The organism is Stappia sp. ICDLI1TA098, from assembly GCF_054880955.1.
The window spans coordinates 118,244-144,102 of record NZ_JBTZBT010000002.1; the positions used below are offsets into that span (position 1 = coordinate 118,244).

25 protein-coding genes are annotated in these 25,859 nt (G+C 66.0%); 9 read left to right on the plus strand and 16 right to left on the minus strand.

From position 1 onward, the window contains the following. Positions 1-54: 54 nt before the first annotated feature. From phoB to ACSLUQ_RS10900, 7 genes are all read right to left on the minus strand, one after another. Positions 55-753, minus strand: coding sequence for a phosphate regulon transcriptional regulator PhoB (gene phoB, locus ACSLUQ_RS10870; RefSeq protein ID WP_417772514.1), 699 nt, complete (start codon positions 751-753; stop codon positions 55-57). A gap of 69 nt (positions 754-822) precedes the next feature. Then, entirely contained in the window at positions 823-1,527 is a 705-nt protein-coding gene (phoU, locus tag ACSLUQ_RS10875) for a phosphate signaling complex protein PhoU (protein ID WP_417772513.1), read from the minus strand. Between the two features lie 105 nt (positions 1,528-1,632). Then, a complete protein-coding gene (pstB, locus tag ACSLUQ_RS10880; RefSeq protein ID WP_417772512.1) occupies positions 1,633-2,430 on the minus strand; it encodes a phosphate ABC transporter ATP-binding protein PstB in 798 nt (265 codons plus the stop codon). Positions 2,431-2,443: 13 nt separating this feature from the next. Next, positions 2,444-3,793: a phosphate ABC transporter permease PstA gene (gene pstA / locus ACSLUQ_RS10885; RefSeq protein ID WP_417772511.1), complete on the minus strand. Its 1,350-nt coding sequence runs from the start codon at positions 3,791-3,793 to the stop codon at positions 2,444-2,446. After that, positions 3,790-5,259, minus strand: coding sequence for a phosphate ABC transporter permease subunit PstC (gene pstC, locus ACSLUQ_RS10890; RefSeq protein ID WP_417772510.1), 1,470 nt, complete (start codon positions 5,257-5,259; stop codon positions 3,790-3,792). The genes pstA and pstC overlap by 4 nt, the downstream gene beginning before the upstream one ends. A 65-nt stretch (positions 5,260-5,324) precedes the next feature. Beyond that, a complete protein-coding gene (locus ACSLUQ_RS10895) occupies positions 5,325-6,356 on the minus strand; it encodes a substrate-binding domain-containing protein (protein WP_417772566.1) in 1,032 nt (343 codons plus the stop codon). 154 nt (positions 6,357-6,510) lie between these two features. Further along, a complete protein-coding gene (locus tag ACSLUQ_RS10900) occupies positions 6,511-7,881 on the minus strand; it encodes an ATP-binding protein (RefSeq protein WP_461808544.1) in 1,371 nt (456 codons plus the stop codon). A 216-nt stretch (positions 7,882-8,097) separates the two neighbouring features. On the opposite strand from ACSLUQ_RS10900, the gene ACSLUQ_RS10905 reads away from it, so the two are divergent. Further along, the gene (locus tag ACSLUQ_RS10905) at positions 8,098-8,688 is read left to right on the plus strand and encodes a tetratricopeptide repeat protein (protein ID WP_461808545.1); all 591 of its coding nucleotides are present in this window, start codon (positions 8,098-8,100) and stop codon (positions 8,686-8,688) included. On the opposite strand, the gene ACSLUQ_RS10910 is transcribed toward ACSLUQ_RS10905, so the two are convergent. The 6 genes from ACSLUQ_RS10910 to ACSLUQ_RS10935 form a co-directional block, all read right to left on the minus strand. Then, a complete protein-coding gene (locus ACSLUQ_RS10910; protein ID WP_461808546.1) occupies positions 8,662-9,405 on the minus strand; it encodes a hypothetical protein in 744 nt (247 codons plus the stop codon). The two genes, ACSLUQ_RS10905 and ACSLUQ_RS10910, sit on opposite strands and share 27 nt — an antisense overlap. A gap of 15 nt (positions 9,406-9,420) precedes the next feature. Then, complete coding sequence (locus ACSLUQ_RS10915) at positions 9,421-9,897, minus strand: SRPBCC family protein (RefSeq protein WP_461808547.1); 477 nt, start codon at positions 9,895-9,897, stop codon at positions 9,421-9,423. A 102-nt stretch (positions 9,898-9,999) separates the two neighbouring features. Next, positions 10,000-10,845 (minus strand): ABC transporter permease, encoded by an 846-nt coding sequence (locus ACSLUQ_RS10920; RefSeq protein ID WP_461808548.1) that lies wholly within the window; start codon positions 10,843-10,845, stop codon positions 10,000-10,002. Next, the gene (locus ACSLUQ_RS10925) at positions 10,842-12,179 is read right to left on the minus strand and encodes an ABC transporter permease (protein ID WP_461808549.1); all 1,338 of its coding nucleotides are present in this window, start codon (positions 12,177-12,179) and stop codon (positions 10,842-10,844) included. The genes ACSLUQ_RS10920 and ACSLUQ_RS10925 overlap by 4 nt, the downstream gene beginning before the upstream one ends. Before the next feature lie 4 nt (positions 12,180-12,183). Further along, positions 12,184-13,281, minus strand: a complete 1,098-nt coding sequence (locus tag ACSLUQ_RS10930) for an ABC transporter ATP-binding protein (RefSeq protein WP_417772503.1) — start codon at positions 13,279-13,281, stop codon at positions 12,184-12,186. 90 nt (positions 13,282-13,371) lie between these two features. Then, on the minus strand, positions 13,372-14,490 hold the full coding sequence (locus tag ACSLUQ_RS10935) for a substrate-binding domain-containing protein (RefSeq protein ID WP_417772502.1): 1,119 nt from the start codon (positions 14,488-14,490) through the stop codon (positions 13,372-13,374). A 353-nt stretch (positions 14,491-14,843) separates the two neighbouring features. Between ACSLUQ_RS10935 and ACSLUQ_RS10940 the strand changes: the two genes are divergently transcribed. The 8 genes from ACSLUQ_RS10940 (at position 14,844) to ACSLUQ_RS10975 (ending at position 22,100) form a co-directional block, all read left to right on the plus strand. Beyond that, positions 14,844-15,755: an MBL fold metallo-hydrolase gene (locus ACSLUQ_RS10940; protein ID WP_461808550.1), complete on the plus strand. Its 912-nt coding sequence runs from the start codon at positions 14,844-14,846 to the stop codon at positions 15,753-15,755. 83 nt (positions 15,756-15,838) lie between these two features. After that, a complete protein-coding gene (locus tag ACSLUQ_RS10945) occupies positions 15,839-16,549 on the plus strand; it encodes an HAD family hydrolase (RefSeq protein ID WP_461808551.1) in 711 nt (236 codons plus the stop codon). Then, positions 16,546-17,265, plus strand: coding sequence for an HAD family hydrolase (locus ACSLUQ_RS10950; RefSeq protein ID WP_461808552.1), 720 nt, complete (start codon positions 16,546-16,548; stop codon positions 17,263-17,265). The genes ACSLUQ_RS10945 and ACSLUQ_RS10950 overlap by 4 nt, the downstream gene beginning before the upstream one ends. 72 nt (positions 17,266-17,337) lie before the next feature. Further along, positions 17,338-18,396, plus strand: coding sequence for a DUF1499 domain-containing protein (locus ACSLUQ_RS10955; protein ID WP_461808553.1), 1,059 nt, complete (start codon positions 17,338-17,340; stop codon positions 18,394-18,396). A gap of 371 nt (positions 18,397-18,767) precedes the next feature. Beyond that, positions 18,768-18,914 (plus strand): hypothetical protein, encoded by a 147-nt coding sequence (locus ACSLUQ_RS10960; protein ID WP_461808554.1) that lies wholly within the window; start codon positions 18,768-18,770, stop codon positions 18,912-18,914. 187 nt (positions 18,915-19,101) lie between these two features. Continuing rightward, positions 19,102-20,076, plus strand: coding sequence for a magnesium transporter CorA family protein (locus tag ACSLUQ_RS10965; RefSeq protein ID WP_417772496.1), 975 nt, complete (start codon positions 19,102-19,104; stop codon positions 20,074-20,076). 211 nt (positions 20,077-20,287) lie between these two features. Then, the gene (locus ACSLUQ_RS10970; RefSeq protein ID WP_417772495.1) at positions 20,288-20,818 is read left to right on the plus strand and encodes an RT0821/Lpp0805 family surface protein; all 531 of its coding nucleotides are present in this window, start codon (positions 20,288-20,290) and stop codon (positions 20,816-20,818) included. 307 nt (positions 20,819-21,125) lie between these two features. Beyond that, on the plus strand, positions 21,126-22,100 hold the full coding sequence (locus tag ACSLUQ_RS10975) for a DnaJ C-terminal domain-containing protein (protein WP_417772494.1): 975 nt from the start codon (positions 21,126-21,128) through the stop codon (positions 22,098-22,100). Positions 22,101-22,191: 91 nt separating this feature from the next. On the opposite strand, the gene ACSLUQ_RS10980 is transcribed toward ACSLUQ_RS10975, so the two are convergent. The 3 genes from ACSLUQ_RS10980 to ACSLUQ_RS10990 are packed head-to-tail and all read right to left on the minus strand — an operon-like array spanning position 22,192 to position 25,662. Then, entirely contained in the window at positions 22,192-23,055 is an 864-nt protein-coding gene (locus tag ACSLUQ_RS10980; RefSeq protein WP_417772493.1) for an SDR family oxidoreductase, read from the minus strand. A gap of 47 nt (positions 23,056-23,102) precedes the next feature. Further along, positions 23,103-23,855, minus strand: coding sequence for a crotonase/enoyl-CoA hydratase family protein (locus ACSLUQ_RS10985; RefSeq protein ID WP_461808555.1), 753 nt, complete (start codon positions 23,853-23,855; stop codon positions 23,103-23,105). A 34-nt stretch (positions 23,856-23,889) separates the two neighbouring features. Beyond that, the gene (locus ACSLUQ_RS10990; protein WP_461808556.1) at positions 23,890-25,662 is read right to left on the minus strand and encodes an acyl-CoA dehydrogenase; all 1,773 of its coding nucleotides are present in this window, start codon (positions 25,660-25,662) and stop codon (positions 23,890-23,892) included. Between the last annotated feature and the right edge of the window lie 197 nt (positions 25,663-25,859).

Below are 25,859 nucleotides of genomic sequence, written 5' to 3' on the forward strand. Positions count from 1 at the left end.
GTTGCTCCATTTCCTGGCGGTGGGTCCGGATCCGACCCGCCGGGAAAGGCCGTTTCAAGACGCCTGGGCGAACTGGTCGTTGAAGGCGTAGCCTGCGCCGCGCACGGTGCGGATCGGGTCCGGCGCCTTGCCCCGGTTGATCGCCTTGCGAAGGCGACCGACGTGAACGTCGACGGTGCGCTCGTCCACATAGACGTCATGTCCCCATACACCGTCGAGCAGCTGCTCGCGCGAGAAGACACGGCCGGGCGAAGTCATCAGGAATTCCAGCAAGCGGAACTCGGTCGGCCCCAGATGGATCTCGCGGCCAGAGCGACGCACCCGGTGCGTTTCACGGTCGAGTTCGAGATCGCCGGCGCGCAGCAACGAGGAGACGACCTCCGGCTTTGCGCGCCGAAGCATGGCGCGCACCCGTGCCATGAGCTCGGGGATCGAGAAGGGCTTGACCACATAGTCGTCGGCACCTGTCGCCAGGCCGCGGATGCGCTCCTGCTCCTCGCCACGCGCCGTGAGCATGATCACCGGCAGGCGCTCGGTCTCGGCCCGCGAGCGCAGCCGACGACACAATTCAATGCCGGACAGACCCGGCAACATCCAGTCGAGCAGGAGAAGGTCGGGCTGGTTTTCGCGCAGCCGGATATCGGCCTCGTCGCCCCTCATGCAGGTCTCGACCGTGTAGCCCTCAGCTTCGAGATTGTACCTCAGAAGCATGGCAAGCGGTTCCTCGTCCTCGACAATCAGAACCTTCGGCATTCCCGGAAACCTCGTATGTCAGTCGCAAGGGCCCGGCTATGCCGCCGGACCCTGTCCGTTTCGAAGGCGTCAGACGTTGGTCTCGACGCCGGTCTCGTCCTGCTTCTGGCGCTCGTCCATCGGCTGCACGCCGGTCGTCATGTAGATGACGTTTTCGGCGATGTTGGTCGCATGGTCGCCGATGCGCTCGATGTTCTTGGCGCAGAAGAGCAGATGCGCGCAGATCGAGATCTGGCGCGGATCCTCCATCATGTAGGTGAGCAGTTCACGGAAGATCGAGGTGTAAAGCGCGTCGACCGCATCGTCGCGCTCGCGCACTGCCTCGGCCTCGGCCGTGTCGCGGCTGGCATAGGCGTCGAGCACGTCCTTGAGCTGCTGCTGGGCAAGCTCGGTCATGTGCTCCACGCCAAGCGCGAACTTCTTGGAATCGAAGGACCCGTCGATGGCGATGACGCGCTTGGCCACGTTCTTGGCGAGATCGCCGACGCGCTCCAGGTCGTTGGAGATGCGCATGGCGGAAATCACATCGCGCAGGTCCTGGGCGACAGGCTGGCGGCGGGCGATGACCAGGATCGCCTGCTCCTCGACCTCGAACTGCAGCTGGTCGACACGCTTGTCCTGGAGCACGACGCGGCGCGCGAGATCCTTGTCCATGCGGATCAGCGCCGAGATCGCCTCATTGAGCATGGCCTCGGTGAGGCCGCCCATCTCCGAGACGCGCCCGGCAATGGACTTCAGCTCTTCATCGAAAGACGTAACGGTATGGCTAGTCATTCTTCATCTCCTCCGCCGACGGCGGTAACGGGATCGGGAAGCCGGGGCAGGCCCGCGCCCGCACCCTTTCCAGGGTGCATGGGCACGGACCAACCCGCCTTGTCGTCAGCCGAAGCGTCCGGTGATGTAGTCCTGCGTCCGCTTGTCCGCAGGGTTGGTGAAGATCTCCTTGGTGTCTCCCTCCTCGACAAGATTGCCGAGATGGAAGAAGGCGGTGCGCTGGGAGACGCGCGCGGCCTGCTGCATGGAGTGCGTCACAATCACGATGGTGTAGTTGGCGCGCAGATCGTCGATCAGCTCCTCGACCTTGGCGGTCGCGATCGGATCCAGCGCCGAGCAGGGCTCGTCCATCAGGATCACCTCGGGACTGACCGCGATGGCGCGGGCAATACACAGGCGCTGCTGCTGACCGCCGGAAAGGCCGGTTCCCGGCTCGTCGAGACGGTCCTTGACCTCTTCCCACAGGCCGGCCTTCTGCAGGCTCGAGGCGACGATTTCCTCAAGCCCGGACTTGTTGCTGGCAAGACCGTGGATGCGCGGTCCGTAGGAGACATTGTCGAAGATCGACTTGGGGAACGGGTTCGGCTTCTGGAACACCATGCCGACCTTGGCGCGCAACTGCACCGGATCCACCTTGGGATCGTAGATATCCTCGCCATCGATCTCGATGTCGCCTTCGACGCGGCAGCTGTCGATCGTGTCATTCATGCGGTTGAGGCAGCGTAGGAAGGTCGACTTGCCGCAACCCGACGGGCCGATGAAGGCGGTGACCGTCTTGTCCTCGATCTGCAGGTCGACGTCTTTGATCGCATGCGTCTCGCCATAGTAGACCTGCACCTTCCTGGCCAGGATCTTCATGTTGTTCATGGCGGCAACCTTCTCGGCTTTGGGCATTTGGTTCATGGCGTGTCAGTCCTTACCAGCGGCGCTCGAAGCGGCGGCGCAGGATCACCGCGAGGATGTTCATGGTCATGAGGAAAACGAGCAGAACGATGATGCCGCCCCATGCCCGCTCGTAGAAGGCGGGATCGGCGCGCTTGGCCCACTCGTAGATCTGGGCGGGCATCGCCGAGTTCGGCTCCAGGAAACCGGAGACGGCCGACGTCGGGTAGTTGGAGGCGATGAAGCCGACCATGCCGATGAGGAGCAGCGGCGCGGTCTCGCCGAGAGCCTGGGCAAGGCCGATGATCGTTCCCGTCAGGATGCCCGGCATGGCGAGCGGCAGAACGTGGTGGAACACGGACTGCATCTTCGAGGCGCCAACCCCCAGAGCCGCGTCGCGGATCGACGGCGGCACCGACTTGAGAGAGGCGCGGGTCGAGATGATGATCGTCGGCAGCGTCATCAGCGTCAGCACCAGGCCGCCGACGAGCGGAGCCGACTGGGGCAGATGCGCGAACTGGATGAACGCCGCCAGACCCAGGATACCGAAGACGATCGAAGGCACGGCCGCCAGGTTGGAGATGTTCACCTCGATCAGATCCGTGAACCGGTTCTTGGGGGCGAATTCCTCCAGATAGATGGAGGCGGCGACGCCGATCGGCAGCGACAGGACCAGCACCACCAGCATCATGTAGAGGGAGCCGATCATCGCAACGCCGATGCCGGCCTCCTCGGGACGCGAGTCGGAGGCGTCCGAGCCCAGGATGAAGGCGGTGTTGAAGCGTTTCTGGACGATGCCGGCCTTTTTCAGGACATCGATCATGTCCAGGTGGCTGGCGTCGAGGTTCTTGTCGTTGACGAGCGCCTCCCGCGAGACGCGGCCCTTCAGGTAGCCGTCGACGCGCGAGGACGCCAACAGGTCGAAGGTCACCGTCTCGCCGATCCGGTCCGGGTTGGCCAACACGAAGTTGCGCACCTGGGCGGCAGCGCCGGAGGAGAGCATCAGCCGCAGGTCGCGGCCCTTCATGTCGGTCGAGATACCGGCGGACTTGAGCTGGGCCTCAAGTCCGGCCTCAATCATCAGATTGTACTTGGACGTCTTGACGATCGACTTCTCGGCCTGCTCCACCGCCGTCTTCTCCAGGGCCACGGGCACGCTGAAGAAGGTCTGGCTGAAGGCGCTGAGCCCGTTGGAGAAGATCGCCCAGAGCAAGGCGACCAGAAAAAGCAGGCCGATCAGGATTGCGGCGATGCCATAGAGACGGAAGCGCGTCTCGGCGGCATTGCGCTTGCGGGTCAGGGCGTCGACCTCGAGCAGCGAGGTCTTGCGGCGGGCCGGTGTCGTATCCGACGCCGGCGATTTGGTCACGGTCGCGTCGGTCATTCGTACTGTTCCCGGTATTTCCGCACGATGTAGAGGGCGAAGATGTTGAGGCAGAGCGTGATGACGAAGAGCGTCATGCCAAGCGCAAAGGCGACGAGCGCCTCCGGCGAGGCGAAGTCCGCGTCACCGGTGAGCTGGCTGACGATCTTGGCCGTCACGGTTGTCATGGCCTCGAAGGGATTGAGGCTGAGCTTGGCGGCGGCGCCGGCGCCGAGCACAACGATCATGGTCTCGCCGATGGCACGCGAGGCGGCCAACAGGATGGCGCCGACGATGCCCGGAAGCGCGGCCGGCAGGATCACCTGCTTCACCGTCTCCGAATGGGTGGCGCCGAGGCCGAGCGAGCCGTCGCGCATGGCCTGCGGCACCGCGTTGATGATGTCGTCAGAGAGCGAGCTGACGAAGGGGATCAGCATGATGCCCATGACGAGGCCGGCGGTCATGACCGCCGTGCCGCCGGCCATCCAGTCGACACCGAGCACGCCGCCGGAGCCGAAGGCGCTGACGAGCAGCGGCCCGATGGTGAGCAGTGCGAACAGGCCGTAGACGATGGTCGGAATGCCGGCGAGAACCTCGAGCATCGGCTTGGCCGCAGCGCGCACGACCGGAGGGGCGTATTCCGAAAGGTAGACAGCGGCGAAAAGGCCGACGGGAACCGCCACCGCCAGTGCGATGAAGGAGATGTAGAGCGTCGCCCAGATCAGCGGAACGATGCCAAGTTCGGAACCGCCGCCGAAGCTCGGGCTCCAGGTGGTGCCGAAGAAGAACTCGCTCGCCGGATAGAGGCGGAAGAACTCGACCGTGTTGAAGATCAGCGACAGCACGATGCCGAGCGTTGTCAGGATCGCGATCGAGGCAGAGATGATCAGCAGCGCCAGGATCACTTTCTCGACGCTGTTGCGGGCGCGAAAGTCCTTGCTAGAGCGCAGGTAGCCATAGGCGAAGCCGGCAAGCGCCAGCGCCAGAATGGCGAACGTGCGGGCCATCAGGCCGACGCGATCAAGCTCGCGGTAGCGCTGTGCCGCGTGCAGCGTCTCGGATGTGACGTCGGAGCCGAGGGCGACGCCAACATCACCCAGCCTATCACGCACATCGGTGAATTCGGTGCGGATGGAATCAGCCTTCTCCGCCGTCATGACGCCAGCTTCCACGGCAAGATCGAGGCCGTGGGCGATGCGGCGAACGTCGCTCATCACCAGATCGAGCGAACTCTCCTCGGCGGCTTGCGTCGAGATCATGGAGGAAACACGGCTTTCGACAACCGCGGGCTGGACGGCCAGCCACACAGCAAGGGCAAGAAGCGCCGGGAGCAGCGTGACGAGCGCGACATTCCAGCCGTAATAATTGGGCAGGGAATGCAGCAGGCGACCGTCACCGCCAACCGATGCGAGCGCGCGGGCACGCCCGAGGAAAAAGCCCGCGGCGGCAAGCGCAAGCAGCACGAGCAGGATCACTGGCAATGACATGAGGTTCCATCCGACATGGGAAAAGGGGAAGGGGCGGCCAGGCCGCCCCTTCGTTTCTAGTCGGCTTAGTGGGTCAGGACGGTTTCGCTGGCAACCGCTTCCTGGACCTTGGCCAGCTCCGGATCGGAGACCAGGCCATACTGTGCGAGCGGACCGGAGGGGCCGGCAATCTCGTCGGAGACGAAGAACTGGGCGTACTCCTTGAGGCCCGGGATCACGCCGATGTGCGCCTTCTTGACGTAGAAGAACAGCGGGCGGGAAACCGGGTATTCGCCGGACGCGATCGTCTCGGTGGACGGCGTGACGCCGGCCATGGTCGCGACCTGCAGCTTGTCGGTGTTGTTCTCGTAGAACGAGAGACCGAACACGCCAATGCCGTCCTTGTTGGCATCGATACGGGCGAGCGTCTCGGTGTAGTCGCCGTCGATGTCGACCGAGCGGCCGTCCGTGCGCAGCGACATGCAGGCCTTCTCGGCGGCCTTCTTGTCGGTGCCGGCGTCGATCATCGCCTTCAGCGCGCCGCTGTCTTCGCAGCCCTGCAGGATGACCTTCTCCTCGAACACTTCACGGGTGCCGTGCTTGGTGCCGGGAACATAGGCCTGGATCTGCTGATCGGGGAGCTGGTCGTTGACCTGCTTCCACGAGGTCAGCTCGTTCTTGACGAGCTTGCCGTCGACGAGGATCTCGGCGGCGAGCGCCTTGTACCAGTCGGCCGGGGTGAACTTGAAGGAGTTACCCTTGATGTCGGAGGCGAAGACGATGCCGTCATAGCCGATGCGGACTTCGATGATGTCCGTCACGCCGGCCTCGGCGCAGGCCTTGATCTCCTTGTCGCGGATGGGGCGCGACGCATTGGCGATGTCGATGGTGTTCTCGCCGACGCCGGCGCAGAACTTCTTGAGACCGGCAGAGGAACCGCCCGACTCGACGACCGGGGTCGGGAAATCGGTATTCTCGCCAAAGGCTTCGGCAACGATCGAGGCGTAGGGAAGCACCGTCGAGGAGCCGGCAATCTGGATCTGGTCGCGGGCATGGGCAGCGCCGGCGAAGGAGGTCGCGGCAACAGCGAGCGCCGTCGCGCTGAGAAGGGCTTTGATTTTCACCTGACTTCTCCCTGGATGTTCAGGATTTCGTGCGTCCCCTTGCGAACTTATTCCGTCAAGGGCAGGGGGACCCTAGTCCCGCGCCGTGATCCTTCTATGAAGCTTTCGTATCCGTTTTATGACAGTATAAGTACATGAATTATATACATTATTTGCTTGAGCCAATCGCCGGGTGCGTTTCCGCAGCCGGTATTTTGACAGTAAACCGCGCCCCCTCCCCGAGCTTGCTCTCGATATCGAGGCGCGCCTTGTGACGGGTAAGGATGTGTTTCACGATGGCCAGACCGAGGCCGGTGCCCTTCATCTCGCGGCTCGTCGCGACGTCGGCGCGGTAGAAGCGCTCTGTCAGCCTCGGCAGATGCTCCGGCGCGATGCCTGGCCCATGGTCGCGCACGCTGATGCACCACTGCCGGGGCGCGCGTGCGGGGCCGTTCTCCCCCTCCCCGCCCTGGGCGAAAAGCGCGATCTCGACCCGACCGCCGGTCGCCCCGTACTTGATGCCGTTTTCCGTCAGGTTCTCGATGACCTCGATCAGTTCATCGCGGTCGCCGCGCACCAGGCAGGGTGTCGCCGGGAACTCCAGCGACAGGTCCACGCCGAGGTCGTCGGCCACCGGCTTCAGCGTGTCCCCCGTCTGGCGGACCAGAGGCGCGAGGTCGATCACGGTTTCCGGCTGGACATGCGCCTTCATCTCGATCCGCGACAGTGACAGCAGATCGTCGATGAGCCGGCGCATCCGGTCGCCTTGCTGGAGCATGATGTTGAGAAAACGCTCGCGGGCGACGGCATCGTCGCGGGCCGGGCCGAGGAGCGTCTCGGCGAAGCCGGTGAGCGAGGCCAGCGGCGTGCGCAATTCATGGCTCGCGTTGGCGACGAAGTCGGCGCGCATCCGCTCCAGTCGGCGCTGTTCGGTGAGATCGCGCACCGTCACCAGGATCAGCCGGCGGCCTTCCGGTTCGTCCTGCCCGCCGGAGGCGTCCGCTGCAAGCGGCGCCACGGGCGACACATAGGCTTCCAGCCACTGCTCCGTCGGCACCTTCTCGCTCCACTCGATCCGCTGCGCCTCGCCGCTGGCGATGACCCGGTCGAGCGCCTCGATCAGGCCGGGTGAGCGCAGGCGGAAGGACACCGGATCGCCGGGGTGGGGATTGCCGAACCGTTCGCTCGCGGCGCGGTTGACATAGCGGGTGATGCCACGCGCATCGACGATGAAACAGGGGTTGTGGAGTGCATCGGCGATGCGCTTCATGCCCGCGTCCGGCCACGGCAACGCGGCACGCGCCTGGCGCAGGCGCCGGGCGGCAAGCGGCCGGCGCTGCGGCGCAAGCAAGGCGGCTGCGGCCAGAACGGCAAGGCCGATGGCAACCTGCGCGGGCGTCGCAACGCCCCCGCGCAGCACCAGCGCCGCCAGCAGCACCGCCGCGATCAGCACCCAGCGCTGCGCTTCGAGACGCTCGCGAAAGGGATGGCGCAGCCGCCCGCCGCCGGACCGCGGCCGGGATGTTGAGTTGTCGCTCATGCGCGTGGCCTCGCATGTGCCGGCGGATGAACCGCGCTCCGCGCGATGTCCGAATCCGGCAGGGGGTGGAGTGAAGCGTGCTTCATATCATGGCCCGGATGACAGCCCCAAGACACCGAAACCTAAGCGATTCTCGCAATATTCGTCTTCATCGTCAGAGGCGGTGATGCTAACAACGGTGGCGGGATCGACGCGGCAACGGGAGACACGGGCGCGATGACACCGAGGCAGGCTGCCACCAGGCTCCCCGGCGCGCTTTCCGCAGGCGACTGGCCAGTGGCGCACAAGGCGCTGATCGTGCTGTCGAAGGCGGATCCCGCCAACGCCTCCCTTGCCTACAACCTCGGCCTCGTCCTGCGCCGCCTCGGGCGCGACCGGGAGGCCGAAAAGGCGCTCTCGCGTGCCCTCACCCTTGCTTGCGATCATCACAACGCCCGCTTCGAGCTGGCCGCCTGCCACATGGACCTTGGCGAAATGGACCGGGCGGAAGCTGGCTTCGATGCCTATTGCGCGGTGCGCGCGCAGGATGCGGATGCCTGGCTGAACCTCGCGCGGCTGCGGCTGCGGCGTGGCGACGGGCCGGGAGCCATCGACGCCTTCTCGCGACGCGCGGCTCTCGTCGAGGGGGATCTCGAAGCGGAGATCGGCAAGGCGGAGGCGCTGCTGCTTGTCGATGCGCAAGGTGGCCAGGCGGCGCTTGCGGCGCTGTTCCGCGCCCACGCGGGCGAGCGTCCGCGGCTGCTCAAGGCGATGACGCAGGGACGCCGCGGACGGATGCCGCTATCGGCCTCCTCCATTCTCGGCTGAACCGACGGGCCTGACCGGCCCGGCGCGGAACTCCTTGCGATAAAGTCCGGGAGACGACTGCAGCCCCTCCTGCACGGCACGATGACGCGCGCGCTCCGCATCCGTCATCGCCGCCACCGACAGTTCCAGCGCCTCGCGGCGGATGGGAAAGGCCTGGGCAACGGGCGTCCCGGCGGCAAGCCGCCCGGAAAAGCCCGGGTCCGTCCAGAGCGCGGGGAAATGCACATAGCCGTCGCGAAACCGGTCGCAGTCGACGAGGCCGGCGAGCGTGCGGAACGGCAGATCCTCGCGGTTGAGCGGATGGGTGAACAACAGCGACACGCCATCGGGCGCCTCCACTGTCCAGAAGTTGGTGAACTTGACGATGAACTGCCCGGGCTCGAGGCCGAAGGGAGCACCGCTCGCCTGCTCGGGCACATGCGCGCCAACGGGCGAGCGTGTCTCGGTCGCCGCCGCATCGAGCGGCGGATCCCAGTCCCAGGACAGCGTCCCATCGGCGACCTCGACATCGGCGGCAAGGCGGAACATCACGCCAAGCGAAAGCGCGTCGACGAGTGGCGGACACTGCTTCATGCCGCGCACCTCCACCCCGCCAAGCGTCTCGCTGACCACCATGGAGGGAAGCGCGCGCAACCAGTCGGGAAGACTGGCGCGGGCAGGCACTGGCTCGGGCACATGACCCAGAAGCTCCGGCAGGCAGCGCAGGGCAAGCTTCATCCGCCGTTCAGCCCCTTATTTGCGCGCGCGCGCGGCCGCGGCCAGCCGGGCGAGGCAGAGCGGCCATCCCTCCGGCGCCGACATCGCCTCGCGGTAGGCATCAGCTCCATCGCCGTGACGCAGGAAGTCGGTGTGGGTCAGCTCGACGCGCGTGCCGTCAGCGGCGGTGCGGAACTCGACCATGACGCGGCTCGAGGCAGCCGGGTCGGCAATGATCTCCCGGTTCGGGCCGATCTGCCAGGCAAGGCGAATGTAGAGCGGCCGCTCGATCGACAGCACCGTGCCCCAGACGATGCGCGGCCTGCCGGGTGCAAGCTCGGTACACGCCCCGCCGACCATCGGCTCGATGGACAGGTGGCAATCGGGATCATGGGAGAAGGTGTATTCGTTCGGCCACCACGCGGCCATGCGGTCGACGAAGAGCGCGAAGGCATCCTCGCGCAGATAGGGAAGCGTGGTGTCGAAGATGCAGGGCACTTCCGTCCCGGCCATGGGTGCGTCCTCGCGTGACTTGTTTTCGTTCGTGCGCGCCTTCGGGAATGCGACTCCGCCCCTCGGCATTGCGGCCAAGGTGACAAGCCTTTCCAGCGTCCGTCAACCGGACTTGTCGCTGCGCTGCGAAAGAACCCAGGCCGTGGCGGCGACAATGGTGATCAGCACGAAGATGACGCCGATAACATTGACCACGGGCGACAGACCGAACCGCATGCGCGCGCCGATCTCGGTCACCAGCGTCCAGCTCGAACCGATGGCGAAGAAGGTGGTGTTGTAGTTCTCGATCGACTGGAGGAACGAGATCACCGCAGCCGTCAGCACCGTCGGCATGAGGAAAGGCAGCGTGATGCGCCGGAAGACGAAGATCGACGATGCGCCAAGGTCAAGCGCCGCCTCCTCCAGCACCCGGTCCTGACGCTGCAGGCGCGCCATGAACATCAGCATGCAGTAGGAGGCGATGAAGGCAGCCTGCGCGATTGAAGCCGTCAGCAGCCCCGCCTCCACGCCGAAGACATCGCGCCAGAAGATCATCGTCGTCGCGCCCAGCACGATGCCGGGCGTCAGGATCGGCGAGACCAGCACGGTGTAGAGCAGCGTCGAGGCGCCGGAGCGCAGCCGCGTCAGAATGAGCGCGCCGGCAAGGCCCAGCGGGATCGCGATGACGATGACGCCGAAGGCGATCTGCAGGGAGTGCAGCAACCCGTCGATGAAGCGCTGGTCCTGCGGCAGTTCGCGGAACCACTTCAGCGAGAAGCCCTGCCAGTCGGTGACCGACGGGGTCGGATTGGCGTTGAAGGCTGCCGCCACCATGAACAGAAGCGGCAGGAACATGTAGGCAAAGAAGACGACGAGATAGCCGGCGAGGATCGCGTCCGACCAGTCGCGGGTCTTCTTGCGGGCCGGGGCGTGGGCCGTCGGCGCGATGTTTGTGTTGGCCGCGCTCATTTGGCGATATCCCTGATGCCGACGCGGAAGACGGCCATGTTGATCAGAATGAAGAGAAGGCAGGCGACAAGCAGCGCCAGCGAATAGGCCGCGCCTTCGTTCCAGGCGTCCGCCTCGAAGAAACGACGGTAGATGACCTGCGAGAACCAGTCCGGGTGCAGGCCGCGCCCGACGATCTCTGGCGCCGCGATGGACCCGGCCGACAGCATGAAGGTCATGATCGCGCCGACGGCGATGCCCGGCTTGGCGTGCGGCAGCACCACGCGCCAGTGAATGCGCCACATGGAACTTCCGAGATCCTTCGCCGCCTCGATCTGGTTGCGGTCGAGCGTCTCGATGGTGTTGTAGATCGGAAACACCATGAACAGCACATAGGCATAGACCATCACGGTGAAGACCGCGCCGTTGGAGGCAACGAAGCGCAGCCCCTCGCCGGCACCCATGTCGATCAGCCCGAGCAGGTCGAGCAAACCATTGAGAATGCCCTGCTTTTCCAGGATCATGACCCAGGAGAAAATGCGCAGCAGCTCATTGATCGCATAGGGGATGATGAGGCCAAGCATCATCAGCGCGACCTTGCGCGGATTGTCGGTCGTCGCCACCGCATAGGCAACCGGGTAGCACACGACGAAGGACAGCACCGTGACGCAGAGCGCATAGAAGAGCGTCGAGACGAAGATCTTGAAGTGCAGCTCGCTCATGTCGGTGAAGTTTTTCGCCGAATAGCTCTCGTTGACGCCGACGGCGGAGGAATTGTTGGCCTCCTCCTTCTCGAGAACGGCGATCTTTTCCTGCAGGCCGGCCTTCTCGGTCTCCAGCGCCTGGATGCGCGTCTCCAGCTCGGATGGCGACAGGCTCGGCGTGGAGGAGCGGGCAAAGGGGCTCGGCGCAAGGCTCGGGCTCGGCGTCAGGCCAGGCAGTGACGGGCTTGGCGTTGACGGACTGGGCGTTGAGGGACTGGGCGTTGAGGGACTGGGCGTCGACGGGGAGGGACTGGGAACCAGCGACGGCGACGGTACAAGCGATGGTGACGGCACGAGCGGAAGCGCGCCGTCGGCGGGCGGGCTGGCCGGCCCGCCACTGTCCGAGGCCCGGGCGCGGTCGAGCTGAGCGCGCAGGTCGCGCAGGCTCTCGTCAATCTGGAAGACGCGCACATAGGCGTTGTCGATGTCGACGGAGAGCGTCGCCGCCTCGCCGCCGCGATCGCTGTAGGTGAAGGCACGCTCGATCATGCGCACCTGCGGCAGGACGATCAGGATCAGGATCCAGCCCACCGTCAGCAGCACGAAGAGGCCCGTCAGTCCCTTTCCGTAGCTCTTGACCAGAGATCCCATGGCTTCAGGCGCCCCCGCCCGTTGTCGCGTCGGGGCGCATCACCAGCGTGTCGCCGGCGGCGAAGACCAGTGTCTGCTCGCGCGCGGCGCCGAGCATGGCATCGCCGGTGTTGTGCAGGCTCACCTGGACAGGCTCACCTGCGGCTTCCAGATGCAGGTTGACCAGCGGGCCCTCGAGGTCGCGCCGCTGCAGGAGGGCGGACATCCGGTTGACGTCGTTCTCGGCCGCCGCCTCGCCGAGGCGGATGCGCTCCGGGCGGACCATGGCAAGCGCCGCGTCGCCGACCGCCAGATCGTGGCGGTTGAGGCCGCGGATCGGGCCGTGGCGCGTCTCAACCTCCACGTGACCGTTGACAGTCGATGTGACCTTGCCGGCGAAGACGTTCTGCTCGCCGACGAAACCGGCGACGAAGGAGGTCCGCGGGTTGTTGTAGATCTCGTCGGCGGAGGCGACCTGCTCGATCACGCCGCGGTTCATCACCGCGACGCGGTCGGACATGGTCAGCGCCTCGCCCTGGTCATGGGTGATGTAGATGAAAGTGACGCCGGTCTTGCGCTGCAGCTCCTTGAGCTCGGCGCGCATGTGCTGGCGAAGCTTGAGGTCGAGCGCCGACAGCGGCTCGTCGAGAAGCAGAACCGACGGCTCGACGGCGAGCGCGCGCGCGATGGCGACGCGCTGGCGCTGGCCGCCGGAAAGCTCGGAGGGACGTTTCTCGCCCTGCCCGTCGAGCGCCACCATGGCCAGGAGCTCCTCGGCGCGCTCGCGGCGCTTCTTCTTCGAGACACCGCGCGCCTCGAGCCCGAAGGCCACGTTCTCCCAGACGCTCATCAGCGGAAAGAGAGCCAGGTTCTGGAAGATCAGCGCCGTCGGTCGCGCATTCGGGCGGATGCCCGTCATGCTGCTGGTTCCGATGCGGATATCGCCCGAACTCGGATCAAGGAACCCCGAGACCATGCGCAGGATCGTGGTCTTGCCGCAGCCCGAGGGACCGAGAATGGAGAAGAACTCCCCGGCATTTACCGTGAGGTCCGTTGGTTGCACCGCGACGAAATCGCCGAACCGCATCGATACCCCGTCGAGAACGACGTCCTGTCCGTGCATCTGCCCCTCTTTGTCGTTTTGGCGGGAGATCCCGCAAAAGCCTCGCGGACCGCGGCACGGGGCCGCGATCCGCGCGATCTGTCAGACGCCTCAGGCGTTGGTGATCTTGTCGACGTATTCCTGGCGCATCGGCGCGACCCACGGCTGGTCGGCCGGCCACCACCACAGGTTCGCCAGGTTCTCCGCGTTGTAGGTGTCGGCGAACTGCTGCTTGTAGGTGTCGCCAGCATAGTCGGCGGCGCCGGCCACGGCCGAGTTGTAGCCAGTGTTGGCGCACATCAGACCGGCCATCTTCGGGTCAAGCATCGCGTTGAGGAAGGTATAGCCCTGCTCGACGTTCTCAGCGCCCGACGGCATGCCGACGGAGTCCATCCAGGTGATGCCGCCCTCCTTGGGCATGCGGTACTTCCACTTGGCGTCCTCGCGGTTGAGGAGAAGGCCGGTGGTGTCCCAGGTCTGACCGATCTGAGCGCCGGCCTGCTTGAACGCGTTGATCGCCTCGGTGGCGTTGTTCCAGAAGGCGGCAATGTTGGACTTGTGCTCGATGATGAACTGGGTGCAGGCATCGAACGCGCGCCGCGCATCCTCTTCCGACTTGTAGACGTCGGTCATGCGGTTGGAATTGAACTTGCCGATCGCTTCCAGATAGAGGCCGACACCCATCAGGGCCGACTTCTGGCGGAAGGAGGCCTTGCCGACCGCTTCCGGGGTCCACATGTCGCCGAAGGAAACAGCGTCGGCGTTGAAGACGGTGCTGTCGAGCGTGATCGCCTCGGTGCCCCAGTTGAACGGCAGCAGCATGCGCTTGCCGCGATAGGTGCCGCCGAGCTGGATGCTGTCGCGCAGCATCGAGGGGATCAAAGCGTCGAGCTTGACCTTGCTCTCGTCGATCGGCGCCAGAAGGCCGTCGGGATAGTAGTTGTTGCCGTTGGTGATCGACGGGAAGATCACGTCGAAGCCCTTGCCGCCGGCGGCGCGCAGCTTCTGCTCGGCCTCGTCATTCGAGCCGTAGGTCGACAGGTTGACCTTGATGCCGGTGTCGCCCTCGAACTTGTCGATCATGTTCTGCTGGATGTAATCGCCCCAGGCGAAAACATTGACCTGACCCGAGGAGGCCAGCGCGTCACCGGCCTTCAAAATGGCAGGCACCGCAAGAACGGTCGACGCGGCGGCCGACCCCTTCAGCATGGAACGACGTGAAATTTTCATGAGGACCTCTCCCGTTGGACAAATTATGGACCTGACGACGACCATCCAAGCGGAGAAGACCACTCGGGTCGTTGCCATCGCCAATAGGTCAAATTGACAACGCTTGTGTGACACAAACCGTCGCGCAACCCTGCCGGGATCCTCCCTCCCTTGGCCGGCCGCGCGCGCATTTTGCGCGGAACTACTTTGCCGCGCAAGCAGTTGCGCTACGGAAGCCCGCACCCACTTTCCATGCAGGTCGGATCGCGGCGCTTGCCTCGGCGAAGTCTGATCGGCTAAAGCCGCCGGGAAGCAGGCCGTCGCGGCCGATTCCCGGCGTTCAAATCGAGGCCGCACGCCCCTCGGGAGGTTCGATGACAGCACTGCGCCACGACAGGACCTTCGACCCCGCCCACGGGACGGCCGTCACGCTTTCCGATGCGGTGCGCCGGATCACGGTCGACAACCCCGGCCCCTTCACCTTCCACGGCACCAACACCTACCTCGTTGGCCGCGACGAGGTGGCGGTGATCGATCCGGGCCCCTTCGACCGGAACCATGCCCGGCTGATCCTGGAGACCGCCGGCAAGGCTCCCATCTCGGCGATCGTCGTCTCCCACACCCATATGGACCACTCGCCCTGCGCACGGTTGCTGAGGGAAATGACCGGCGCGCCCATCGTCGGCTGCGCGCCGCACCGGGCGGCACGGGCGCTCGCCGGGGGCGAGGTCAATCCGCTCGACGCCAGCGGCGACCGGGAGCACCGCGCCGACAGGGAGATGGCGGACGGCGACAGCCTCACCGTCGACGGGCTGACGTTGAGCGCGGTCGAGACACCTGGCCACACGGCCAATCATCTCGCCTTCGCCCTCGACGAGGGCGACGTGCTTTTCTCCGCCGATCACGTGATGGCCTGGTCGACCTCCATCGTCGCGCCTCCGGACGGGTCGATGCGCCAGTACATGACTTCGCTCGACCGGCTGATGGCGCTCGACCACGCTCTCTACCTGCCAGGCCACGGCGGGCCGGTGATGGAGCCCGCACCCTATCTCGAGGCATTGAAGGCGCATCGCAAGGCCCGCGAGCGCGCGCTTCTCGACCAGCTCGCGAAGGGGCCTGCATCGATCCGCGAGATGGTCGCCACCATTTACCGCGACGTCGACCCGGCGCTCCACGGCGCTGCCGCGCTGTCCATGCTGGCGCAGGCGGAATGGCTCGTCGAACGCGGCCTGATCCTTGCCGGCGACACTGTTCCCGATCCCGCCACACGCCTGCGGCTTGCCTGAGCCCGGCGCTTTGACGAAGACGTGCGGGCATGGCAAGACTGCCCGCCTGTGCGCCCGCATCCTTCTCCAAACGGACTGAAACCATGCAGATCAAGGCCGTCCTCTTCGACCGCGACGGAACCCTCACCGACTTCGACCGCACCTGGGGGCCGGCCATCGCCGCCGTTCTCGGTGAACTCGCGAACGGCGACGACGACACCCTCGCGATGCTTGAGGACATGGCGATGTTCGACGTCGCGCGGCAGTGCTTCACCGGGCCTTCGGTGCTTAAGGTGCAGACGCCGGCGGACTATTCCGCCGCCTGGGCGGAGGCACTTGGCGAGAGCGACCATGCCGCCATGCTGGAGCGCATCGAGGCGACCCTGCTTGCCCGCTGCGGCATCAACGTCACACCTTTCGACGGCGTCGTCGACACGCTGAAGGGGCTCGTCGCCGCCGGCATTCCCATCGGCCTTGCCACCAATGGCACCGAGGCCTCGGCGCGCCACCAGATGGACGTGCTCGGCCTCGGCTCCGACTTCAGCTTCCTGGCGGGTTATGATTCCGGCTTCGGCCGCAAGCCGGAGCCTGGCCAGCTTCTCGCCTTCGCCCGGCACACCGGCTTCGCGCCGTCCGAGATCGCCATGGTCGGCGACAGCCTGCACGACATGCACGCGGCCGAGGCGGCCGGCATGATCCGTGTCGCCGTGACCACCGGCGCTGTCGCGCGCGAGGCGCTGGAACCGGCGGCCGACCACGTCTTCGACAAGATGTCCGATCTTCTGACGCTGGCGCTTGGAGAGACCGTCGAATGACGGGCGCCTTCCCGCCCGTCCGTGCGGTCCTGTTCGACAAGGACGGCACGCTGATCGACTTCCAGGCGACCTGGGGCCCGACCTTTCACGCGCTGATCGCCCATCTGGCAGGGAATGACGAAGCCGTGATGGAGCGGCTCGCCAAGGCGAGCAGTTATCACCTGGACAGCCGGACATTCGATGCCGATTCCGTTCTTGTCGCCGGCTCGAACGATGATGTTGTCGAGGCCTACGCCGAGATCCTCGGCCTTGCCGATCCGTCGGCGCTGGCGTTGGAGGTCAACGCCATCATCGGCGAGATGAGCCTGCCGTTCCTCAGCGGCTTTCCCGATCTCGACGCGGCCACCGCCCGCCTGCTCGAGCTCGGACTCGTGCTCGGCGTCGCCACCAACGATTCGGAAGCCTCGGCCCGCGCCCAGATGCAGGCGCTCGGCCTCACCGACCGGTTCCGCTCGATCATCGGCTTTGACAGCGGCCATGGCGCCAAGCCGGCGCCAGGCATGGTGACGGCGTTTTGCACGCTCAACGACCTCGCCCCGGGCGAGGTCGTGATGGTCGGCGACAGCCTGCACGACATGCACGCGGGCCGCGCGGCGGGCGCGCGCACGCTCGCGGTGACCACCGGCCTGATCGAGCCGGCAACCCTCGAGGGCCACGCCGACGCCATCGTCGGCTCGCTTGCCGCTGCGGTCGACTGGATCTCGGCCCAGCGCTGAAGGCGGCTTCGCACGGCCACGGGGGCGTGCTAAGCCCTTGGCAGATCCAACAACGGGACCCGCGTGTCCGCCATGCGAAAGATCCTTCCCACGCGCCGCTCGCGGCTCGCAGATCTCAGCCTGCGCTGCGCCCGCTACGGGGTGCCCGTGCTGGTGATCGCCGTTCTCGCGCATCGCAGCGGTCTCGTGGCCACCCCCCAGTTCCTTCTCGCGATCAGCCTCGGCTCACTGATCGGACTGGTCGCGCTGGTCGGTGCACTCGCCGCGATGATCTCCCTCTGGCGCAACGGCGGAGCGGGATGGGCCCGCGCGTTGCGTGCGCTGGTCTATGCGCTGGTGGCACTGCTGCCGCTGGCCGGCGCGTCTGTCGCCTTCGTGCAGTACCCCATGCTTTCCGACGTGAGCACGGACCCGCTGTCGCCGCCCTCGCTCGGGCCGGACGACACGGAGCTGCCGACGCAGGAACAGCTTGCGCTTCAGAACGAGGCCTATCCCGATCTGGTGACCCGGCGGTTCCGCATCTCGCCCGGAGAACTGCACCAGGCGGCGCTCAAGGTCGCGACCCAGTCGGGGTGGCAGCTGACCGCCGAGCTTCCACCGGGAATGCCCGACGAGCCAACCCGGTTTCAGGCGGTGGCGGTCTCGCCCGTCTTCGGGTTTCGAGACGATGTCGCCGTGCGCATCCTGCCAGACCCTGTCGGCGCACGGCTCGACATCCGCTCCGCCTCGCGCGTCGGCACCCATGACCTCGGCGCCAACGCGCGCCGCATTCGCGGCTTCTTCCGCGATCTCGACGCGGTGTTGCTCGAGGCCTATGGCGTGATCGAAACCGTGGACGAGGAGGTCGAGGGCGTCGCGCCGGACGAGCTGCCGCCGCTCGCCCCGAATGCGCCCGCGCCCGCCAATCTGCCGCCACCGCTGCCGGGCTTCAAGCCCGCGGCGGAGGCGCCCCTCGACACCCCGAGGACCAGTGCCGGCGAAGACGGACAGGCAGGCGAGGCCGACGCCATTGCGGAGCCCGAGGTGCTTCCCGACGATCTCCAGGAGATCTACCAGGAGGAGCCCGACGCGTCTCCCACGACGCGCGAAACATCTCCCTTATCGCGGTTGAATCCCGTTGCCGGGCAATAGACAGCCGGCAAAAGGCACGGGCATGACATCGCCCGTGATCACAATCGTCAGACCGTCGCGCGAGCGCCAAAAGTGACCTTACGTCATCTTAGACTGAGGAATGACACTTCGAATAATTCGTCAAATATTTGATTTTACTCATCTTATCACGACATCCCAGCGCCCGGGATGGGCAATGTGACCGGCTCTTTTGCGTCTCTCGCCATGGAAATTTCGGCCCAGGAAAGCTTTTTGATTACAGGAAGATAAGGAATGTGACTGGCGTCACGGTGTTTCCCTCCCCAATCCTTAGTTTGGTCCCAATTCCACGAGAATTGTCCAAGGCCAATCGGGACTTGCCGAGACCACACAACCCTACGCTGGACAGACCAATGACTGCCAAGAAGCCACACCCCGCAGAAACCACCCCGCGTCCCGACCTGGGCGCCCTCTACAAGCCTGTCGGCATCAGCGCCGTCACCGCGGCGACGCTGTGCCGCAAGCCGGATGTGCGCGTCAAGGCCGGCACCGGCCGATAAGTTTCCGGCCCCTCCAGGCCCTGCGATGGCAGCTTCGACCAGCGCCCTGCGACAGCAGTTATCCACTGCCGTATCGCGCGTTGCAAAACTGTGCGGATTCCCGGCTAAACTTCCGGAAACCGGCGCGCTCGGCCCTGCTTCGGGCGGAGCCGCCGGTGTCCCGTCCCCCTCCCGGAGCTTTCCGCCCATGATCAACGCCTGCTGTGTCGACCAGACCTCCGTGACGTTCCGGCTGCTCGCCGAGACAGAGCCGGTGCCCATGGACGCGATCTGGCTCGATCTCGTCTCGCCCGGCCCCGAGGCCCGCGCGAAGGCCGAGGCATGGCTTGGCGTGGGCATTCCCACCCGCGAGGAAATGGCCGCGATCGAGACCTCCGAGCGGCTCTACGAGGAGCATGGCGCGCTGATCATGACGGCATTGCTGCCGATGAACGTGCGCGCGCCCGATCTCAAGTCCTCCGCCCTCACCATCGTCGCCCGCCGCGACCGCATCGCGACGCTGCGCCACACCGAATCCCATTCGCTCAACATCGCCGCCAAGCGCCTCCAGGCACAGGTCCAGCCCAGCCATGGCGCGGGCGATGCGCTCTTCGTTCTGCTCGATGCCATCGCCGACAGGGCGGCCGATGTGATCGAGGAAGCCTCGGCCGAGTTCGATGCCATCTCCAGTCACGTGTTCGAGGAAGGCATCGATTCCCGCAAGAGCACGGAATACAAGGGCATGATCCAGCGCATCGGCCGCATCGGGCTGAAGGTGGCACGCATGCACGATGTCTGCGGTAGCCTCGAGCGCCTGTTCCTGTTCCTTGCCGCCCATGCCAAGACCGTTGGTCTGACCAGCCAGCAGAAGACCCTGTGCAAGACGCTCGGCCGCGACATCCGCTCGATCCGCGAGCATGCCGACGCGCTCGACAACAAGCTGAACTTCCTGCTCGACGCCACCGTCGGTCTCGTCAATCTCGAGCAGAACCAGATCATCAAGATCTTTTCGGTGCTCGCGGTCGTCTTCTTGCCGCCAACGCTGATCGCCTCGGTCTACGGCATGAACTTCGAGATCATGCCCGAGCTTCACTGGGACCTCGGCTATCCGTTCTCTCTCGTGCTGATGGTGATATCGGTGATGCTGAACTACCTGTATTTCCGATGGAAGAAGCTTCTCTGACGCCCCGCGCCAAGGCGCACCCTCCCCCTTCGGCGAAACGCAAATGCCTGCGCGAAAACGCAGAACGCAATCGCTGTTGTTTCGTGCTTACCATTTGTTAAGCGACATCGCCGATCCTGTCGGGAAGCCGCCGGGGACGCGGGAGACCGTGCCCCACGGCATGACGCGATGGCTGCAACGCCCTCGCCTGCAACAGCGGGACGAGACCGACATGACGCCCTTGCCGTATCCGACACGCCAGATGAAAGCTCCGTCCGCCGGGTCATGCCGCGCGACGCACGGGATATGGCGTGGACGGACCGCGGCGCGCATCGCCCTGCTCTTCCTGCCGCTGGCTCTTGCCGCCTGTGGCGGCGTGTCGATGCCCATCGGCAGCGCCGACGTGGCAACGCCGCTCGACCTGACGGGCTCGATCGACAGCCAGCAGAACGCCGCCGACGTCGACATCAACCAGCAGGACCGCGCGGTCATCGCCCGCACCATCGCCACTGCCCGGGACAACGCCCAGGCGCCGGCGCCCTTCACCTGGACCAACCCGATCAGCGGCAACTCCGGCACGATCCTCTCGCTCGTCGACGACAGCGTCGAGACCGGCACCGGCTGTACGCGCTTCGAGACCACCGCCAACACCATCGGCGGTGTGCGCGCCTATCAGGGCCTCGCCTGCCAGGACGTGATGAAGGACTGGTCCGTCATCGCGCTCAAGGAAAAGGCCGAGGAAACGCAAGCGCCGGAAAGCTGAAGCCGCGCCGCGCCTGCATGCTGCCAGCAACCACCACCGGCTGATCCCCTGCCGGGCGTCTCCCGCCTTAGCTCCGCGTTTTCCCCAGACGGCCGGAAGCGAGTGCCGGGTCTTGCATCCCTATCGCCGCGCGGTCATGCTTGTCGCGCCTCGAAGTGGAATGCGCGTGGGGCCTGGGGGCCGCCCTGCCGGACCCTGTGTCGGCAACGCGAGGGGGCTGGATTTTATTCCTATAAACTCCCATATGGCACATGAGCCTTTCGCGGGTGTATACCCGTGACAACCACAGACATTTGCGGTCGGAACCATGCGTGACCCCTACAGCGTCCTCGGCGTCGACAAGTCGGCGAGCGAGGCGGACATCAAGCGGGCGTACAGAAAGCTCGCCAAGGCGTTCCACCCGGACCAGAACGCCGACAACCCTTCCGCGAAGGAACGCTTCGCCGAGGTGACCCAGGCCTATGAGATCATCGGAGACAAGGAGAAGCGCGGACAGTTCGACCGTGGCGAGATCGATGCGGAAGGCAAGCCGCGCTTTCAGGCCCACGGCTTCGACGGCTTCTCCGACAGCGACATCTTCCGCAATGCCCGTGGCGGGCGCGGCTTCGCCGGCGGCGGCGGGCCTCAGGCGGGCGGCTTCGACGATATCCTGAACGACATCCTCGGCGGGTTCGGCGGCGGCCGGGCGCGGGCAGGCGGTGGCGGCGCTGGCGCCGGTTTCGCAGGCGCGCGCGCGGCCAAGTCGCGGCGCGGCGCGGATGCGCAGATCACCGCACGGGTGACGCTGGAGGAGCTCGTCCACGAGCACAAGGTGCGCGTCAGCCTGCCGAGCGGCAAGTCGGTCGACGTCAAGCTCCCCGACGGAACGGTCGACGGCGAAAAGATCCGTCTGCGCGGCCAGGGGTATCCGGGCGAGAATGGCGGCAGCGCCGGCGATGCCATCGTCGAGATCCAGCTTGCCCGCCATGTGCTGTTCACACCGGCCGGCGACGATCTGAAGCTCGACCTTCCGATCACGCTCTACGAAGCGGTTCTGGGCGACAAGGTGCGGGTGCCGACGCTTGACGGTGCGGTCAACCTGACGGTCGGCCCCAATGCATCCGCCGGCAAGACAATGCGGCTGAAGGGCAAGGGCCTGCCCAACAAGGCGGGCGGCCGCGGTGACCTGCTGGTGTCGCTGCGCATCGTGCTGCCCGAGGGCGGCGACGAGGAGCTGACGACGCTGATGCGGGCGTGGAAGGAACTGCGCCCCTACCGCCCGCGCGGGCCGGAGTTCAGCTGACTCTCGGTTAAATCATCGATTTAATCGAATTTGAGTTCAAAATCATCGAGAAGCGCCGTCCGCAAGGCCGGCGCTTCTTTTTTGACGTGGATCAGCCCTTCGCCGGCCCCAGCGAGGCTGGCGCGATGCTATCTTCCGGCACGAAGAAATCCGCCATCAGCTCCTTCGACGGATCGACCCGGTACTGGTCGAAATCCGTGACCCCACGGCTGGCCAGGAAGGTATCGTCGATCAGGAACTGACCGGTCAGTTCGCGCGCCGGCGAGGTGAAGATCTCACGCGCGGCATCGGCGAGGATCTCCGGTGTACGACTGCGCGAAATCATGTCGTCGCCGCCGATGATGTTCCTGACGGCGGCCGTCGCGATGGTTGTGCGCGGCCACAGAGCGTTGACGGCGATGCCGCGCGCCCGCAGCTCTCCGGCAAGTCCGAGAACGGCGAGACTCATGCCGTATTTGGCAATCGAATAGGGCGTGAACGGCGCGAACCATTTCTCCGACATGTCGAGCGGCGGCGACAGCATCAGGATGTGCGGGTTGTCGGACTTGGCCAGATGCGGGATCGCGTGCTTGCACGAAACCAGAGTGCCCCGCGTGTTGATCTGATGCATCAGGTCGAAGCGCTTCATGTCGGTCTGGGACAGAGGCGTGAGCTGGATGGCGCTGGCGTTGTTGACGAGGATGTCGATACCGCCGAAGGCATCCGCCGTGCGCTCCATCGCCTCCTTCACCGCCTCCTCGTCGCGCACGTCGACGACGAGCGGCAACGCCCGGCCGCCCGCGGCCTCGATCTCGCTGGCGGCGCTGAAGATCGTGCCCTCGAGCTTGGGATGCGGCTCCGCCGTCTTGGCGGCAACCGCGACATTGGCCCCCTCGCGCGCGGCGCGCAACGCGATGGCCTTGCCGATGCCGCGCGAGGCGCCGGTGATGAAAAGCGTCTTGCCGGATAGCGACATCGAATTCCTCCCAGATGCGATGACGAGCGGGTCCTTGGCCAGGCGGATCAGTCCGCCGGGCGCGCCCGGTCCATGAAGGCGGTGAAGGCGGCGCGCGCCTCGGACGAGGAAAGCCGTTCGGTGAACGCGGCGATCTCCTGCTCGACGCGCACGGCAAGCGCGGCGCGGTCGCCCAGCAGCAGCTCGCGCGACAGGCGCATCGCCTCGGCCGGCTTGGCGGCGATGGCCCGTGCGGTTGCCATCGCCCGCGCCTCGAGCTCGTCTTCCGCCACGATATGACTGACGAAGCCGGCCGCCTTCGCCCTGACCGGGTCGAAGCTTTCGCCGAGACAGAGAAGCTCGAAAGCCCGCGCGTGGCCCATCAAGGCCGGCGCCAGCAGGCTGGAGCCGGCTTCCGGGACCAGCCCGAGGTCGATGAAGGGCGTCTTGAACAGCGCGCGCGGGCTCGCGAACACCATGTCGCAATGAAACAGCATGGTCGTGCCGACGCCGATGGCCAGCCCGTCGACAGCCGCCACCATCGGCACATCGCACCCCACGAGCGCGCGCAGGAACCGCACCACAGGCGCATTCTCCATGCCGCCATTCGAGGCATAGGCGAGAAAGTCGGCGATGTCGTTGCCGGCGGTGAAGCTGCCGGCAACGCCGCAGACCAGATGCACGCCGACCCCAGGGTCGGCGTTTCCCGCCTCCAGCGCTTCGGCCATGGCCGTATACATATCCCCGGTCAGCGCGTTCTTCTTCGCCGGCCGGTTCATGCGGATGACCTGCACCCGCCCCTGACGCTCGATGTCGATCATGCCGTCCCCCTCCCTGTCGCGGCCGGCGTCCGCCTCAGGCCGCCGGCTCGAAGGACAGCACGGCGTCGGCCGCGCTCTCGATCTGCTCGCGCAGGCTCGCCGTCTCCGGCAGGTGCGCTGCCGCGAAATAACGCGCCAGCAGGATCCGATGGCGCGCAGCCTCGGAATTGTCGCCAAGGCTGGCGACCGCGCCCTTCAGCAGCAGGCCGCCGCCAAGCGCGATGCCCATCAGCCGCAGGAACGGCGTCGCGCCGGCGAGCGCCGTCTGCTGGCGTCCGTCGGCCAGCGCCTCGAGCAGCCAGGTGGAAGCCTCGCCAAGATTGAACAGCGCCCTGTCGAGCCGGTCGGCCGCCTCGGAAAGCTCCGCCACGCCGCTGTCGCGGGCCGAGGCCCCGACGGTGGCCAATTCGCTGATGAGCCCGCGGATATGGTCACCGCCGGAAAGCGGCAGCTTGCGGGCAACCAGATCGATGGCCTGGATGCCGTTGGTGCCCTCGTAGATCGGGGCGATCCGCGCGTCGCGCAAATGACGGGCTGCCCCCGTTTCCTCGACGTATCCCATGCCGCCGTGAACCTGCACGCCGAGGGAAGCAACCTCGACGCCAATGTCGGTGGACAACGCCTTGGCGATCGGGGTGAGCATTGCCGCCCGCTCGCTCCAATGCGTCTTCGTATCCGCCTCGCCAGAAAGATTGGCCATGTCGATGGCCTGCGCATTGGCGAAACAGATGGCACGGGCGACCTGCGTCCAGGACTGCATGGAAAGCAGCGTGCGGCGGATGTCGGGATGGGCGGCGATCGGGCTCATGCCCTCGTCCTTGCGGCCGGCGGCGCGGCCCTGCCGGCGGTCGAGCGCATAGGCCAGCGCCTGCTGGGTGGCGCGTTCGGCAACGCCGAGCCCCTGGATGCCGACCGCGAGGCGGGCGTTGTTCATCATCGTGAACATGCAGGCCAGGCCGCGGTTCTCCTCGCCCACGAGCCAGCCGATGGCGCCGCCCTCGTCGCCATAGACCATGGTGCAGGTCGGAGAGGCGTGGATGCCGAGCTTGTGCTCGATGCCGGCGCAGCGCACATCGTTGCGCGCGCCGAGCGAGCCGTCGCCGTTGACCAGGAACTTGGGCACGACGAACAGCGAGATGCCCCGCGTTCCGGCCGGTGCATCGGGCAGGCGGGCCAGCACCAGGTGAACGATGTTGTCGGTAAAATCATGCTCGCCGTAGGTGATGAAGATCTTCTGGCCGAAGATGCGGTAGGTGCCGTCGTCGGCGCGTTCGGCGCGCGCCCGCAGCGCGTTGAGATCGGACCCCGCCTGCGGTTCTGTCAGGTTCATGGTGCCCATCCACTCGCCAGAGACGAGCTTGGGCAGATAGGTTTTCTGAAGCTCGGGCGTTGCGTGCTTCTCCAGCGCCTCGATGGCACCGACGGTCAGCGTCGGGCCGATGGCAAACGCCATGGATCCGGAATTCCACATCTCGAATGCCGCTGCCTGCAGCATCATCGGCAGGCCCTGGCCACCGAACTCAGGCGCGGCGATCAGCGAGTTCCAGCCACCCTCGGCCCAGGCGCGATAGGCCTCGCGCCAGCCCGGCGGCATGGTCACCTCGCCATTCGTGCATTTGGCACCGACGCGGTCGCCGACCTCGTTGAGCGGCGCGATCTGCTCGGACGCGAAACGCCCCGCTTCTTCCAGGATCGCCGCGACGAGGTCCTCGCCGATCTCGGCATGCGCCTCCTCGGCAAGCACGTCGGAAAGCCCGGCCACGTGCTTGAGCGTGAAGGCAATCTCCTGAACGGGGGCACGGTACATATCTGTCTCCCTGACGGAATGGCGCCGCCGGCTTGACGAACGGCGAAGGACGCCGCAGAACCGGCCCGCAACGGGGTCGGCGGCGAGGATGGTCCGCATTGACGTAAACGTCAACCGGTGATCTTTCGACGGACGGAGCACTGCGCCGCATGCCTCAGGTGCGCGGGCGCAGCCCCCTATTTCAGGAACGGAACGAA

What these genes read in the sequence shown, in the direction of transcription:
- ACSLUQ_RS10910 (WP_461808546.1), bottom strand. Translation starts at nt 9,405, where the DNA reads ATGAAGCTTGCCCTGCGCTGCCTGCCGGAGCTTCTGGGTCATGTGCCC.
- phoB (WP_417772514.1), bottom strand. Translation starts at nt 753, where the DNA reads ATGCCGAAGGTTCTGATTGTCGAGGACGAGGAACCGCTTGCCATGCTT.
- ACSLUQ_RS10985 (WP_461808555.1), bottom strand. Translation starts at nt 23,855, where the DNA reads ATGATCGACATCGAGCGTCAGGGGCGGGTGCAGGTCATCCGCATGAAC.
- ACSLUQ_RS10900 (WP_461808544.1), bottom strand. Translation starts at nt 7,881, where the DNA reads ATGAGCGACAACTCAACATCCCGGCCGCGGTCCGGCGGCGGGCGGCTG.
- ACSLUQ_RS10975 (WP_417772494.1), top strand. Translation starts at nt 21,126, where the DNA reads ATGCGTGACCCCTACAGCGTCCTCGGCGTCGACAAGTCGGCGAGCGAG.
- pstC (WP_417772510.1), bottom strand. Translation starts at nt 5,259, where the DNA reads ATGTCATTGCCAGTGATCCTGCTCGTGCTGCTTGCGCTTGCCGCCGCG.
- ACSLUQ_RS10925 (WP_461808549.1), bottom strand. Translation starts at nt 12,179, where the DNA reads ATGGGATCTCTGGTCAAGAGCTACGGAAAGGGACTGACGGGCCTCTTC.
- ACSLUQ_RS10940 (WP_461808550.1), top strand. Translation starts at nt 14,844, where the DNA reads ATGACAGCACTGCGCCACGACAGGACCTTCGACCCCGCCCACGGGACG.
- ACSLUQ_RS10960 (WP_461808554.1), top strand. Translation starts at nt 18,768, where the DNA reads ATGACTGCCAAGAAGCCACACCCCGCAGAAACCACCCCGCGTCCCGAC.
- ACSLUQ_RS10980 (WP_417772493.1), bottom strand. Translation starts at nt 23,055, where the DNA reads ATGTCGCTATCCGGCAAGACGCTTTTCATCACCGGCGCCTCGCGCGGC.
- pstB (WP_417772512.1), bottom strand. Translation starts at nt 2,430, where the DNA reads ATGAACCAAATGCCCAAAGCCGAGAAGGTTGCCGCCATGAACAACATG.
- ACSLUQ_RS10930 (WP_417772503.1), bottom strand. Translation starts at nt 13,281, where the DNA reads ATGCACGGACAGGACGTCGTTCTCGACGGGGTATCGATGCGGTTCGGC.
- pstA (WP_417772511.1), bottom strand. Translation starts at nt 3,793, where the DNA reads ATGACCGACGCGACCGTGACCAAATCGCCGGCGTCGGATACGACACCG.
- ACSLUQ_RS10920 (WP_461808548.1), bottom strand. Translation starts at nt 10,845, where the DNA reads ATGAGCGCGGCCAACACAAACATCGCGCCGACGGCCCACGCCCCGGCC.
- ACSLUQ_RS10915 (WP_461808547.1), bottom strand. Translation starts at nt 9,897, where the DNA reads ATGGCCGGGACGGAAGTGCCCTGCATCTTCGACACCACGCTTCCCTAT.
- ACSLUQ_RS10970 (WP_417772495.1), top strand. Translation starts at nt 20,288, where the DNA reads ATGACGCCCTTGCCGTATCCGACACGCCAGATGAAAGCTCCGTCCGCC.
- ACSLUQ_RS10955 (WP_461808553.1), top strand. Translation starts at nt 17,338, where the DNA reads ATGCGAAAGATCCTTCCCACGCGCCGCTCGCGGCTCGCAGATCTCAGC.
- ACSLUQ_RS10935 (WP_417772502.1), bottom strand. Translation starts at nt 14,490, where the DNA reads ATGAAAATTTCACGTCGTTCCATGCTGAAGGGGTCGGCCGCCGCGTCG.
- ACSLUQ_RS10950 (WP_461808552.1), top strand. Translation starts at nt 16,546, where the DNA reads ATGACGGGCGCCTTCCCGCCCGTCCGTGCGGTCCTGTTCGACAAGGAC.
- ACSLUQ_RS10990 (WP_461808556.1), bottom strand. Translation starts at nt 25,662, where the DNA reads ATGTACCGTGCCCCCGTTCAGGAGATTGCCTTCACGCTCAAGCACGTG.
- ACSLUQ_RS10905 (WP_461808545.1), top strand. Translation starts at nt 8,098, where the DNA reads ATGACACCGAGGCAGGCTGCCACCAGGCTCCCCGGCGCGCTTTCCGCA.
- ACSLUQ_RS10945 (WP_461808551.1), top strand. Translation starts at nt 15,839, where the DNA reads ATGCAGATCAAGGCCGTCCTCTTCGACCGCGACGGAACCCTCACCGAC.
- ACSLUQ_RS10965 (WP_417772496.1), top strand. Translation starts at nt 19,102, where the DNA reads ATGATCAACGCCTGCTGTGTCGACCAGACCTCCGTGACGTTCCGGCTG.
- phoU (WP_417772513.1), bottom strand. Translation starts at nt 1,527, where the DNA reads ATGACTAGCCATACCGTTACGTCTTTCGATGAAGAGCTGAAGTCCATT.